Annotated in this window: 14 protein-coding genes; all 14 read left to right on the top strand. The window is 33.2% G+C overall.

What is annotated here, in order from left to right:
- Positions 1-16 precede the first annotated feature (16 nt).
- The 14 genes from rfbB (at position 17) to AXE82_RS01890 (ending at position 12,997) form a co-directional block, all read left to right on the top strand.
- On the top strand, positions 17-1,084 hold the full coding sequence (gene rfbB / locus AXE82_RS01950; RefSeq protein WP_062330752.1) for a dTDP-glucose 4,6-dehydratase: 1,068 nt from the start codon (positions 17-19) through the stop codon (positions 1,082-1,084).
- A 32-nt stretch (positions 1,085-1,116) separates the two neighbouring features.
- Positions 1,117-2,031: a dTDP-4-dehydrorhamnose reductase gene (gene rfbD, locus AXE82_RS01945; RefSeq protein ID WP_062330749.1), complete on the top strand. Its 915-nt coding sequence runs from the start codon at positions 1,117-1,119 to the stop codon at positions 2,029-2,031.
- Positions 2,032-2,033: 2 nt separating this feature from the next.
- Positions 2,034-2,930 (top strand): glucose-1-phosphate thymidylyltransferase RfbA, encoded by an 897-nt coding sequence (rfbA, locus tag AXE82_RS01940; protein ID WP_062330746.1) that lies wholly within the window; start codon positions 2,034-2,036, stop codon positions 2,928-2,930.
- Between the two features lie 8 nt (positions 2,931-2,938).
- A complete protein-coding gene (gene rfbC / locus AXE82_RS01935; RefSeq protein WP_062330744.1) occupies positions 2,939-3,499 on the top strand; it encodes a dTDP-4-dehydrorhamnose 3,5-epimerase in 561 nt (186 codons plus the stop codon).
- Positions 3,500-3,548: 49 nt separating this feature from the next.
- Complete coding sequence (locus AXE82_RS01930; protein ID WP_062330742.1) at positions 3,549-4,838, top strand: flippase; 1,290 nt, start codon at positions 3,549-3,551, stop codon at positions 4,836-4,838.
- Positions 4,839-4,845: 7 nt separating this feature from the next.
- Positions 4,846-5,946: a UDP-galactopyranose mutase gene (glf, locus tag AXE82_RS01925; protein WP_062330739.1), complete on the top strand. Its 1,101-nt coding sequence runs from the start codon at positions 4,846-4,848 to the stop codon at positions 5,944-5,946.
- A 32-nt stretch (positions 5,947-5,978) separates the two neighbouring features.
- Positions 5,979-6,692 (top strand): DUF4422 domain-containing protein, encoded by a 714-nt coding sequence (locus AXE82_RS01920; RefSeq protein ID WP_227713347.1) that lies wholly within the window; start codon positions 5,979-5,981, stop codon positions 6,690-6,692.
- A 106-nt stretch (positions 6,693-6,798) separates the two neighbouring features.
- The gene (locus AXE82_RS01915) at positions 6,799-7,500 is read left to right on the top strand and encodes an IS1 family transposase (RefSeq protein WP_062330732.1); all 702 of its coding nucleotides are present in this window, start codon (positions 6,799-6,801) and stop codon (positions 7,498-7,500) included.
- Positions 7,501-7,552: 52 nt separating this feature from the next.
- Positions 7,553-8,389: a hypothetical protein gene (locus tag AXE82_RS01910; protein WP_062330729.1), complete on the top strand. Its 837-nt coding sequence runs from the start codon at positions 7,553-7,555 to the stop codon at positions 8,387-8,389.
- A gap of 3 nt (positions 8,390-8,392) precedes the next feature.
- The gene (locus AXE82_RS01905; RefSeq protein ID WP_062330724.1) at positions 8,393-9,490 is read left to right on the top strand and encodes a glycosyltransferase family 4 protein; all 1,098 of its coding nucleotides are present in this window, start codon (positions 8,393-8,395) and stop codon (positions 9,488-9,490) included.
- Positions 9,491-9,716: 226 nt separating this feature from the next.
- Positions 9,717-9,911, top strand: a complete 195-nt coding sequence (locus AXE82_RS12430) for a helix-turn-helix domain-containing protein (RefSeq protein WP_082741386.1) — start codon at positions 9,717-9,719, stop codon at positions 9,909-9,911.
- A 160-nt stretch (positions 9,912-10,071) separates the two neighbouring features.
- Positions 10,072-10,677: an IS630 family transposase gene (locus AXE82_RS01900; RefSeq protein ID WP_062330719.1), complete on the top strand. Its 606-nt coding sequence runs from the start codon at positions 10,072-10,074 to the stop codon at positions 10,675-10,677.
- A gap of 47 nt (positions 10,678-10,724) precedes the next feature.
- Complete coding sequence (locus AXE82_RS01895; RefSeq protein WP_062330715.1) at positions 10,725-11,801, top strand: glycosyltransferase family 4 protein; 1,077 nt, start codon at positions 10,725-10,727, stop codon at positions 11,799-11,801.
- Between the two features lie 8 nt (positions 11,802-11,809).
- Positions 11,810-12,997 (top strand): hypothetical protein, encoded by a 1,188-nt coding sequence (locus AXE82_RS01890; RefSeq protein ID WP_062330712.1) that lies wholly within the window; start codon positions 11,810-11,812, stop codon positions 12,995-12,997.
- Positions 12,998-13,036 lie beyond the last annotated feature (39 nt).

Below are 13,036 nucleotides of genomic sequence, written 5' to 3'. Positions count from 1 at the left end.
ATGATGGATTTAATTTATGACAAATAAAAATATTTTAGTTACGGGTGGTGCTGGGTTTATTGGGTCAGCGGTGATTCGCTATTTAATCAATGAAACCAATAGTAATGTATTAAATATTGATAAATTGACCTATGCAGGCAACTTAGAATCTCTTGAAACTGTCAGTAACAATCCGCGCTATCAATTTTTACATGCTGATATTTGTGATAAATGGGCAATGAAAAAGGCGTTTGATGACTTTGAACCTGATATTGTGATGCATTTAGCAGCTGAATCGCACGTTGACCGCTCGATCGATGGGCCGATGGATTTTATTCAAACTAATATTATCGGGACTTATACTCTTTTAGAAGTTGCCCGAAATTATTGGCAAAATTTAACGGAAGATAAAAAATCGCGTTTCAAGTTCCATCATATCTCCACTGATGAAGTGTATGGCGACTTAGAAGGTACAGACGATTTATTTACGGAAGAAACGTCTTATAGCCCAAGCTCACCTTATTCAGCCAGTAAAGCCAGTTCCGACCATCTTGTACGCGCGTGGTATCGCACTTATGGTTTGCCTGTGGTGGTTACTAATTGCTCGAATAATTACGGCCCTTACCATTTTCCCGAAAAACTGATTCCCTTAGTGATTTTAAATGCCTTAGACGGTAAACCATTACCTGTCTATGGCGATGGTAAACAAATTCGTGATTGGCTGTATGTTGAAGATCATGCCAGAGCCTTGTATTTAGTAGCTAATACTGCTAAAGTTGGTGAAACTTACAATATTGGTGGGCATAATGAAAAACAAAATATTGACGTGGTAAAAACGATTTGTACAATTTTGGATAACATTAAACCTAGAACCGATGGGCAATCCTATGCACAGCAGATCACCTTTGTCAAAGACCGCCCAGGACATGATTTACGATATGCTATTGATGCTTCAAAAATAAATAAGGAACTTGGCTGGCAACCGCAAGAAACCTTTGAATCAGGTATTCAAAAAACGGTTGAGTGGTATTTATCAAACCAAGGCTGGGTTAATCATGTAAAATCTGGTGAGTATCAACACTGGGTCGAAAAACAATACCAATAGTAAGATTAAATTCGATATAAAGGATAGTACAGATGAAAATCTTGCTACTGGGTAAAAATGGTCAGGTGGGTTGGGAATTACAACGAGCTTTACAGCCATTAGGTCAAGTGATTGCATTAGATCGCAATATTAATGAGCAAGGTGATTGTGGCGATGTCAGTAATTTTGAGCAAATCAATCAAACAATTGCCCGCACACAGCCCAATATTGTTATCAATGCGACGGCTTATACCTCTGTCGATAAAGCGGAAAGTGAGCAACTGCAAAATGACTTAATCAATCATTTGGCTGTTAAAAATTTGGCTGAACAATGTAAAGATATTAATGCTTTGCTGGTGCATTATTCAACCGATTATGTATTTGACGGCACAGGTGATGCACCGTGGCAAGAAGATAATAGCACCGCACCAGTCAATAGCTATGGTCAAGCAAAAAGAGACGGCGAAATTGCCCTTGAAAAAACGGGTGTAAAATTTTTAAATTTTCGTACCTCATGGGTTTATGCCAGTCGCGGCAAAAACTTTATCAAAACTATGCTCATGTTAGCAAAATCCAAAGAACAGTTAACAATCATTAATGATCAAGTTGGTACGCCGACATCTGCATCATTAATTGCCGATGTTACCGCTCAAGCGTTACGCTATTATTTGTTGGCAAACGATGCAGAAAAAATACAATTGCTAGGGCATTATCATCTTGTCCCGACAGGTGTTACGACTTGGTATGAATATGCCCAGTTCATTTTTGATTTGACCAAAAAACAGGGTGAAACTTTAATGATAAAAGAGGTCTTACCAACAACTACCGATAATTATCCCACACCCGCAAAACGACCCTTAAACTCTCGACTGAACAACCGAAAAATTCAGACCAATTTTCAACTACACTTACCCGAATGGCAACAAGGCGTTGAACAGACGGTGATAGAACTATTAGAGAAGGCATAAAAATGACACAAAAATCTCGTAAAGGTATTATTTTGGCAGGTGGGTCAGGTACTCGGTTGTACCCGATTACCATGGGTACATCTAAGCAATTGTTGCCCATTTATGATAAACCGATGATTTATTACCCGTTGTCAGTGTTAATGTTGGCGGGTATTAAGGATATCTTAGTCATTTCAACACCCGAAGACTTGCCGAATTTTGAAAAACTGCTTGGAGATGGTAAAGAAATAGGTATCAACCTGTCTTATAAAGTACAACCTTCTCCCGATGGTTTAGCACAAGCCTTTATTTTGGGTGAAGAATTCATCGGTAATGATGATGTTTGTTTAATTTTGGGTGATAATATCTATTATGGTCAAGGTTTTAGTGAAAAATTAAAACGTGCGAGCGAGCAACAAGTAGGTGCAACGGTTTTTGGTTATTACGTTAATGACCCAGAACGCTTTGGCGTGGTGGAGTTTGATAACTCAGGTAAAGCGTTAAGCATTGAAGAAAAACCCGAGAAGCCTAAGTCCAATTATGCAGTCACAGGACTGTACTTCTATGATAACCGAGTAGTTGAGATCGCCAAAAATATCAAACCTTCACACCGTGGTGAGTTAGAAATCACCGATGTTAATAATGTGTATTTGCAACAAGGTGAGCTTAATGTGGAGCTGTTAGGTCGCGGCTTTGCTTGGCTCGATACAGGCACACATGATTCTTTGATTGAAGCGAGCCAGTTTGTACAAACCATCGAACATCGCCAAGGTCTTAAGGTGGCTTGTCTTGAAGAAATCGCCTTTAATAATGGTTGGATTACTGTAGATGAGCTAAAAGAGCGAGGTGAATTTTTCAAAAAAACAGGCTATGGGCAATATTTGCTAAAGCTGTATCAAGAAAAATCTACAAAAAATTAGAGATAGCAATGAATATTATCGAAACCAAAATCCATGGCTTATTAATCATTGAGCCCAAAGTCTTTAGCGATGAACGTGGCTGGTTTATGGAAAGTTTTAATGAGCAAAAATTTGCCGAAGCTTTGACAGAGCGTGGGTTACCCGTGCCAAAATTTGTGCAGGATAATCACTCAATGTCAAAAAAAGGCGTGTTACGTGGGCTGCACTTCCAAATCCCACCCCATGCACAAGGCAAACTTGTACGCGTGGCTCAAGGTAAAGCATGGGATGTTGCCGTTGATATTCGTAAAGACTCACCAACCTATGGACAGTGGGTAGGGATTGAATTAAGTGGTGACAATCATAGACAGTTTTGGATTCCCGAAGGGTTTGCACATGGGTTTGTGGCGTTGGAGGATAATACCCAGTTTTTGTATAAAACCACAGATTATTACGCCAAAGATTGTGAAGGGGCGATTGTGTGGGATGATAAGACCTTAAATATTCAATGGCCAACTGCTGAACTTGATAAAGTTCTTGTTTCAGATAAAGATAAAATTGCTGATAATTTCAAATTGTCGGGAAGATAAATATGGCCTGGCTGAAAAGTAATCATCCAAATTTCATAGCGAATCAGTAATGTCGAAAAAAATATTTAAAAATGCAAGTTATTTGGGCATTGTTCAACTTGTTAACTATGTTTTTCCTTTGATTACTGTTCCTTATGTGTCAAGAATAATAGGACCTGAAGGTTACGGCATTATTAATTATGCTACAACCTTCGTTGGATATTTCTCACTATTGATTGCTTATGGGTTTGATTTGACCGCTACTAGAAAGATTGTCAAGCACCTAGACCAGCCATCGCAAATTAATCAGATAGTATCTGAGACTTTGACAGCTAGAATATTGCTTTTTATTATATCTACCTTTTTGTTTATATTAGCTTTAATTTATTTCAAACCAATTCAAGATGATATTGGGGTTGCAGTTATACTATTTTTTGGATGTATTGCAACCGTGATTTCGCCACAGTTTGTTTTTCAAGCCTTTGAAGAACTGACAATTTTCGCGAAGTTAAATTTTTTCCGTGGGCTTCTCAATGTTATTTTGGTATTTCTACTCGTTAAGGAAGCTAAAGATTATACTATATTGGCTATATTATCGAGTATATTTATGATAGCAATTAATAGTCTATTATGTTGGTTGACTATTCGTAAGTTTGGCATAAGCTATAACCTAGTGAAATTACAACGAGCTATTAAGCTACTTAATGAAGAAAAAATGGTTTTCTTTTCAACCGTTGTGATTAGCTTATATACGACCACCAATGTTATTATTTTAGGTTGGTTTGCTAGTAAAGCAGAAGTCGGTTACTATACAGTTAGTCAAACTTTGTTAGGCATGGCAGTAAGTGTTATATCTGCCCCAATTTCTTTAGCAATTTATCCACATATTGGTAAGTCTTTTGCCATCTCTCGAGAACACGGGATAGAAACGGTAAAGCAAATATTACCTATCGTTTTTTATATTACATTTGGGGTTTCCTTGGTGTTGTTGCTATTTGCTCCTATAGTAATACACTTATTGTACGGTAAGGCATTTGATAATGCGATTACTGTGATGCAAATATTGTCTTTTCAACCTTTGATTATTGGAATGTCTAATGTTTTCGGTATTCAAGTAATGTTAAACATGGGATTAGATAAACTATTCTTTCGTTCTACATTTATCGCTAGCGTTTTAGGGGTGATATTAAGTATTTATATGAGCAAATATTATAGCTATATAGGCACAGCGTGGAATAGTGTCATTGTTGAATGTTTTGTCACGTTATTAATGTATACTGTGTTGAAAAGAAATAACATTCACATATTAGAGTTAAAATATTTTAAGCCCAAAGAAATTAAATCTTTTTTTGCTAAGTAGGTTAAGTATGAAAAAATATCTTATTGTTGGTGCAGGGTTTTCAGGTGCAGTCGTAGCCGAACAATTAAGTAAAAATCCAAATAATCAAATTTTAGTTATAGATGAGAGAAGTCATATCGGTGGCAACTGCTATACTGAGAGAGATACAGAAACCAACGTTATGGTTCATAAATACGGACCCCACATTTTTAATACTGATAATGTGGAAGTGTGGAATTATATACAACAGTTTTGCGAGATGAAGCCTTTTATTAATCGTGTAAAGTCGGTTTATAACGGTCAAGTTTATTCAATGCCAATCAATTTACATACGATTAATCAATTTTTTGGTAAAACGTTATCACCAAACGAAGCAAAAGATTTTATCAATCAAATAGCGGATACGAGTATTGATACGCCAGCCAATTTTGAAGAACAGGCTATGAAGTTTATTGGTAAAGATTTATACGAAGCATTTTTTTATGGTTATACTAAAAAACAATGGGGGTGTGAACCTACGGAACTACCAGCCAGTATTCTAAAAAGACTACCTGTTCGTTTTAATTATGATGATAATTACTATGCAAATCCTTACCAAGGCATTCCTAAAGATGGGTACACGGCTATTTTCGAGCGGATGCTGGATGCACCCAATCTAGAGATTAGGTTAGATACCAAGTTCGATAATACTTGGGATTTGTCAGAATATGACCATGTCTTTTATACTGGTCCAATTGATGCTTTTTTTGATCATAAGCATGGCAAGTTGTCATATAGAACAGTATATTTTGAGAAAGGGGTTGCAGATGGCGATCATCAAGGTAATGCTGTGATTAATTATGCTGACCCTGATATCCCATATACTCGTGTTCATGAACATAAACATTTTACGCCTTGGGAGAGTCATGATAAGACGGTATATTTTAAAGAGTATAGTAAAGAGACAACTGAGGGTGATGTGCCTTATTATCCTAAGCGATTAGCTAAAGATATGGAGAAGTTAGCTCTGTACGAAGCAGAAGTTAAAAAGTTAGAGAAAATCACTTTTTTAGGTAGATTGGCAACGTATCGTTATATGGATATGCATCATGTAATCGCAGATGCACTAAAGGTTGTTAAATACTTGTAACACATTAATTCGTAATATTTTAAGGTTTAATGATGAAAACTGAAATTTATATTGCTACACATAAAAAAACTTGGTTTCCAGCATATGAAGAATATATTCCTATAGAGGTAGGTAGTAATTTTAGAGAGCAAGGGTTAGGGATTCTTAGAGACAATATAGGAACAAATATTTCTGATTTAAATAGAAATTTTTGTGAGTTAACTGCTTTATATTGGTTATGGAAAAATAGCAAGGCTGATGTCGTGGGATTAGTTCATTATAGACGTTATTTTATGAAAAATGATGATATATTGAATTCAAGTAACTTTAAATTCTCCGATCTTAAAAACACCATAGTTTTACCAGAAAGAATAAATTTATATAAACAAACCAAATTTTTGAAGTTCAAAGTTTCAATAGCGTCACATTATGCCTTATGTCATTATAAAGAGGATTGGCTGAAGATTAAGGAAGTTATTACTGAACTTTATCCTGCGTATCTAAGTAGTTTTAATAAGGTAGGTAATAGTAAAGAGGGATTAAGCCCTTACAACATGTTTATTAGTGATAAGAGAATAATAGATGCTTACTGTGAGTGGTTATTTAATATATTATTTGAAGTGAAAAAAAAGGTATCTATAAATGATTATGATGATTACCAAAAGAGAATATTTGGATTTATGTCAGAAAGACTTTTCAATGTATATATAGAAAAACATAAAGGTGACTTTGAAATTATTTATTTACCTGTAAAAATGATGGAATGAGGCTTTTACTTGAAAAAGCAGATATAAAATTTTGGGTACTGGTCTGAAAAGTATGCTGAGGTGAAATAAAAAAGACAGCTTGAGAAAAAGATGCTAATTTGAGGTTATGAAGACACAAATTACAATCAGATGCCCAAGCTGTCTGGGTTTAAGTATAAAGAAAAATGGCTGGAAAATCTATGGCAAGCAGAACTATCAATGCAAAGACTGTCATCGACAATTCATTCATCAAACGGAGCTAAGTTACCAAGGCTGTAAAAGCGATATTGATGACAAGATACGTTTAATGTTAGTACGAGGTTGTAGCATTGCTGATATCGTTGTCATCGAGAAAGTTAGCAAGTACAAAGTATTAAGCGTTTTAGTCAATTCCAATTACGAGATAAGACCTAAACGACGCTATTACCGAAAACTGCAAGTGGATGAGTTTTGGACGTATGTGGGGCGTAAGAAGAATAAGGTATGGCTTGTCTATGCCTATGACCCAGATACCAGTGAGATTGTCGCTTTCATATGGGGTAAACGTAATCTAAAAACCGCTAGAGAGCTAAGAGCCAAGCTTGATGCGTTGGGCATTGACTTTGGCTATATCTGCTGTGATAACTGGGATAGTTTTTTAACCGCCTTTGATTTTGACTTTAAACAAGTAGGTAAACGCCATACGGTTGATATTGAAGGCAACAACAATCGCTTTAGGCAAAGGCTTAGGCGAGTCTTTCGAAAGACAAGCTGTTTTTCGAAAAAGCTAGCAAATCATTTTAAAGCGTTTGATTTATTGTTTCACTATGTCAATTATGGCTGGGTATAGTGAGCATTCTTTTTAGACCACAGCCATATTTTTTAATTAGGGAGGAACTCATATGCTTATTCTGCAAAAGGTATTTAATAGATTAAATTTATATTACAAGAATATACTTAGAGAAAGGCTTAAAGAGAAATTTATGCATACATATATTCATACCTCTATTAATTATAATATAAATGTAACTAATAAAAAAATTCTAGTTATTGGTATTTATCTTACTGATTATGAAAATATGGCTATACATTTATTTGAACAATATTCAAAAGCTAAAAAAAATAATGTTGAACAAAGATGGGTTGCTATTGGTAAAAATGAAATTCCAAATTCTTTGAAACCAGTTACGATATTTCATAGCCAAGAAAAAATTCCTAAATTTAAATTATTGAATAAAATATTAAAAGATATTGATTTTAACGAATATGATTATATTCTGTTTTCTGATGATGATATTGCAATCCATGATAATTTTTTAGATTTATATATAGATATTATTGAAAGTAAAAATTTAAAGATAGCACAGCCAGCAAGAGCATGGCATAGTTATAATGTTCATCCAATAGTTATTCAAGATAAGTTCTCTATGGCTCGTGAAACCAATTTTGTAGAGATTGGTCCGATTTTTTCTTTCCATAAGTCGGTTTTTGCTTACCTATTACCTTTCCCTGATAATGCAGAAATGGGATTAGGATTAGATTTTGTTTGGCCAGTAATTGCACAGAAAAATAATTTTAAAATTGGTATAGTTGATCTTACACCAGTGGACCATAGTTATCGTGCACAAAGTACAACTTATTCATCGTCGAAAAATCTTGAAAAAATGAATGACTTTTTATCATATAATGAAAATAATGCTTTAAAAACAAAAGTGGCATTAAAAAAATATAGGAAATGAATAATGAAAAATATCTGTTTTTTGATTAATAATATGAGTAATTCAGGAGGTACAGAAAGAGTTACTTCAATAATTTCTAATGAGTTAATAAATTATAACTATAATGTTTCTATATTAAGTGTGTCAGATTGTCAAAAACCTTTTTTTAATGTGAATGATTCAATAAAAATTTTTTCATTATATCCAAACAACATACCATTAAGAAAAATTTTTACAAATTCTTTTAAAACTATTTGGCTTTTAAGGAACTTTGTCATATTAAATAAAATTGATACTTTAATAGTTGTAGACAGCATATTTTGTTTATTTACAGTGCCTGCGTTAGCTAAATTAAACATCAAACATATTTGTTGGGAACATTTCAATTTTAAAGTAAATTTTAATACTAAACTTACATATTTAGCACGGAGATGGGCAGCAAGGTATTGTAATTATATAGTAACTTTAACAAAACGTGATAAATACCTATGGGAAGAGGGTTTAAAAGTAGTAAATGCCAAAATAGTACCTATAGCTAATCCAGTTACCTATGAAATTAATGAGAATATGGCTAGTATGTCTCATAAAAGGATTCTAGCAGTAGGTAGGTTAACTTATCAAAAGGGTTTTGATTTATTATTAGATGCTTGGGCAGATTTTTGCAAGAAAGATAGTGAATGGATATTACGAATTATAGGTCAAGGAAAAGAAGAAAGTTCATTAAAGTTAAAGGCGAAAAATTTAAAAATTAGTGATAGGATAGAGTTTATAAAAGCCACTAAAAGTATCGAATATTACTATAAAACAAGTTCATTTTTTTGCATGAGTTCCCGATTTGAAGGTTTACCAATGGTATTATTGGAAGCACAAGCTTATGGTTTACCTATTATAAGCTTTGATTGTGATACTGGTCCAAGTGAGCTTATTGAACATAATATTAATGGTTATCTGGTCCAACCATTAAATACTAAACTTTTAGCAAAAAAACTATATGAGGCGACTCGCCTATCGTCATATAATTATGAACAAATTTCAGATGCTGCAAAAAATAATTCTCAATATTATAAAATTGAATATATCATCAATCTATGGATTGAAATATTAGATGTAGAAAGGTTATAAACTTAAAATAATCCACTACAATACGGATGTTATGATTTGCAAATTAGTATTATTATTAGTAAAACATTTATGCAGATGGCACTATATCTATTTATTTATTATAAGTACTCCGACAAAATAATGTTATGATAATACTAACTAACTTTCATAGCATTAAAATGCTATGAAAATTAGCACCATTGAACTTACAGAAGTTTAAAAACAAGCACTTGAGCAAGGTTACAAAATAGGCGAAACAGCCGTATATCGACAGCGTTGTCATCTCATCCTATTCAAAAGCCAAGGCTACAAAGCCCAAGAAATAGCCGACATATTGGATACCAACATTCAAGTCTATAACTGGGTTAAACGCTACCGTGAGCATGGGATAGACGGATTACAAACCAAACCAAACCAGGGCAAGGCAGAAAAGCCATACTAACCCACGAGCATGAACAAATTGTCAAAGACTGTATCAGCCAAGAACGCCAACGAGTCAAAATTATCATGGATGAACTCACTGAGCAAACAGGCAAACAATTTAGCCAACGTACCCTTGAGCGTTTTTTAAAAGTATTGGCTACACCTACAAACGTATCCGAATGCGATTAAAAGGACAATGCCACCCAGAGATTTATCAACTTAAAAAACAGCAACTTGACGTACTTGAAAGCTTAAGCCAAAACGGCGACATCGACCTATATTACGGTGATGAAACCAAGATTAGTCAAACAGGCTATGTACCGTATGGTTGGCAACATAAGGATGAAAATATCAGTATACCTGTACAACGGGGTAAAGGCATTAACTGTTTTGGTCTGCTCTCAAGAACTATGCAGTTTCATTACCGATTAAGCGAAAATAATATGACCGCCAGTGATATTCTCAGCTTTATCGACGAGCTATCATTGACAATCAGCAAATACACGGTAGTTGTGTTAGATAACGCTAAAGTCCATACTGCTAAAGTCATTCAAAAGCGTCTAAAAATTTGGCAACAGCGTGGCTTGTTTATCTTTTATCTGCCTCCTTATAGCCCACAGCTTAATATCATTGAGCGGTTGTGGAAGGAGGTAAAACAAGGTTGGTTAAGACCTTGTGATTATTTTGATTTCGATTCACTTCGCTATGGGGTAAATCGTGTATTTGCTAATATCGGCTTAACATTAATTTTGAACTTTAGGCCATTTAGGTATTTAATAATTTAATTCTGTCGGATTACTTATAAAAATATAAGAGGATTTAATTCAAAGCTATGATAAAGAATGTTATTTTTTTAATGCCATCATTAAAGACTGGTGGTGGAAATCGAGTTACTCTTGAACTTTCGAACCAACTAGTCACTAAGGGCTACCAAGTTAAAGTCGTTTATCCCAATAATTCTACAGATTTGAATACTTTTACTGTCTCTGATGCGGTTGAATTTGTTAAGATAGGAGATTATTCAAATAGTAGAAAGGACAAACTAGCAAATTTATTTAAAGCTATACAGTTTATTAATGATCATTATAAAGATTTTATTGTAATTGTCAGCGATCCGTTAATATCTTTATTTGCAAGTTCAATAAAGGCAAAGGTAGTTTATAGATATGTACAAGTTGATGATTATCGTATTTTTGATGATCTTTATATTCTTAAAAAAAGATTCATACTTAATATTTATAAAAAATTAACCAAATATTCTTATGGTGCAAAAGTTAGTTATCTCTTTAATTCATTTGATACATATGAGCATTTTTTAGAAGTTTCTAACCGGAAAGATGTGCCATTCAAATTAATACATCCAGCACTAGATCATAACGTTTTTTTTAATAAGGATATTAGAACCAATCAACAGATTAATCTATGTATAGTGGCTAGGAAGCATCCTTGGAAAGGATTTAAAGAGTTTATTGAAACTTATAATCAAGGTAAAATATCTGGTATAGACAATGTTTATGTCATCTCACATGATGATTTGTCTGACTTTGATCTATCGAAAGTTAAGTTGATTAAACCGAAAAGTGATCAAGAAATTGCCCATTATATGAATTTATCACATATATTCATTTCAACCTCTTGGTTTGAAGGATTCGGTTTGCCACCGCTCGAGGCAATGGCATGTGGTTGCGCTTGTATAATTTCAGATAGTGGGGGGGTTAATGAATATGCTAATGATGGGTTTAATTGTCTTATGTATAAACCTAAAAACATGGCACAAATGATTAACCAACTTGATTTATTAATTAATGATCATAAGTTGCGAAATCAGCTGGTAGAAAACGGTCTAAATACTGTAAAAAATTTTGATTGGAAAATATCTGCTGTACAATTAATAAATATAATGGGATAAAGTCAATCATGGTGGAGGTTTTTTCGTTTTCAAAACTTAGTATTTCTAAATTTGGATTAATATGTAGTATATTTTTTATAATATTCACTGTGATTGCTCGTTTTATTCTACCATTTGGAGACGAACCTGACTTTGAATTTAGATTAAACGATCTTATTTATACTCAATATACTGCATTTTCTCCGTATAATTATGTTCATGATACTTTGAATGGTTTTAACTATATTAATACTTGTTCCATTAATGCAAGTCCGACATCGCTCTGGGCTACTATCGATTATACAAATTGTCGTGAAAACCTTTATCAAATACTTAGTAGAATATCCATTACTTTAATTATTTATAGTCCTATTTTACTTCTGATATGCTTTAGAAATTTGAGTTATATTATATGTAATACTTTTTCTATAAAACAACTATCTAAGCAAAGTTTTGAAAATAGATTAGACGCAATTTCGTTAACAATAATTTTTCCTAGCTTTATTTATTTATCAGGGATTTTAGCCAAAGAACAGCTTACATTGGCCTTAGCAGTTTTTCTTATTGCATTTTTAGAGTCATGGATTATTGTTTCTTTTATATTGTTTATTATTGCTGGTATCGATTTAGGCAATGCGACAGTTTATGCTACTTTTGTTAGTATATTTTATTTTTTCAAATTTATTCAAAAGAAGTGGGGAAATCAATATATTATAGCTATGGCTTTATTGTTAGTCATTTTTGCATTCATTATCGGTAGTACTATACTTGATAAGATTCCAAATTTGAACCCTTTAAGTGACAAAATTGAGGCTATGAAGTATAAGAATGAAAATTTATTCATAGATGAATATCCAAAAATTTTTCGCCCAGTTATTACGTTAATCTCGGGGATATTTATGTCATCGAGTGGTATAAAAGTTATTCCTTTATACATCATAATTTTTCCTTCGTTACTTATTGGCTATATTAAACTTAAATCTATAACCAAAAATAGTTTTTTGGAAATCGATAAACTTTACTTGCTAGCAGCAATTACTACAATCTTATTTTTTATTTTTCTCTTTCCTGACTATTCTTATGCAAAATACTATATTTTTTTGTTACCATTATTTTTTGCACCATTTTTAATAGTATTTGATAGAATAAAAATATTATATTTTAATCTGATTCTTGTAATTATTTGGCTTTTAAATTTATTTATTTATACGATTTAATCTAATATCCTTTATCTTAAATAGTTTGAGTATACTTAA

Origin of the sequence: Moraxella osloensis, from assembly GCF_001553955.1 — a bacterium.
GTDB classification, from domain to species: Bacteria; Pseudomonadota; Gammaproteobacteria; order Pseudomonadales; family Moraxellaceae; genus Faucicola; species Faucicola osloensis.
Note: the sequence above shows the minus strand (reverse complement) of the source record. Positions and strands in the feature narration are given on the sequence as shown.

Excerpts from the sequence above, each read along its gene's own strand:
- rfbB (WP_062330752.1), top strand. The coding sequence starts at position 17 with ATGACAAATAAAAATATTTTAGTTACGGGTGGTGCTGGGTTTATTGGG.
- rfbD (WP_062330749.1), top strand. The coding sequence starts at position 1,117 with ATGAAAATCTTGCTACTGGGTAAAAATGGTCAGGTGGGTTGGGAATTA.
- rfbA (WP_062330746.1), top strand. The coding sequence starts at position 2,034 with ATGACACAAAAATCTCGTAAAGGTATTATTTTGGCAGGTGGGTCAGGT.
- rfbC (WP_062330744.1), top strand. The coding sequence starts at position 2,939 with ATGAATATTATCGAAACCAAAATCCATGGCTTATTAATCATTGAGCCC.
- AXE82_RS01930 (WP_062330742.1), top strand. The coding sequence starts at position 3,549 with ATGTCGAAAAAAATATTTAAAAATGCAAGTTATTTGGGCATTGTTCAA.
- glf (WP_062330739.1), top strand. The coding sequence starts at position 4,846 with ATGAAAAAATATCTTATTGTTGGTGCAGGGTTTTCAGGTGCAGTCGTA.
- AXE82_RS01920 (WP_227713347.1), top strand. The coding sequence starts at position 5,979 with ATGAAAACTGAAATTTATATTGCTACACATAAAAAAACTTGGTTTCCA.
- AXE82_RS01915 (WP_062330732.1), top strand. The coding sequence starts at position 6,799 with ATGAAGACACAAATTACAATCAGATGCCCAAGCTGTCTGGGTTTAAGT.
- AXE82_RS01910 (WP_062330729.1), top strand. The coding sequence starts at position 7,553 with ATGCTTATTCTGCAAAAGGTATTTAATAGATTAAATTTATATTACAAG.
- AXE82_RS01905 (WP_062330724.1), top strand. The coding sequence starts at position 8,393 with ATGAAAAATATCTGTTTTTTGATTAATAATATGAGTAATTCAGGAGGT.
- AXE82_RS01900 (WP_062330719.1), top strand. The coding sequence starts at position 10,072 with ATGCGATTAAAAGGACAATGCCACCCAGAGATTTATCAACTTAAAAAA.
- AXE82_RS01895 (WP_062330715.1), top strand. The coding sequence starts at position 10,725 with ATGATAAAGAATGTTATTTTTTTAATGCCATCATTAAAGACTGGTGGT.
- AXE82_RS01890 (WP_062330712.1), top strand. The coding sequence starts at position 11,810 with ATGGTGGAGGTTTTTTCGTTTTCAAAACTTAGTATTTCTAAATTTGGA.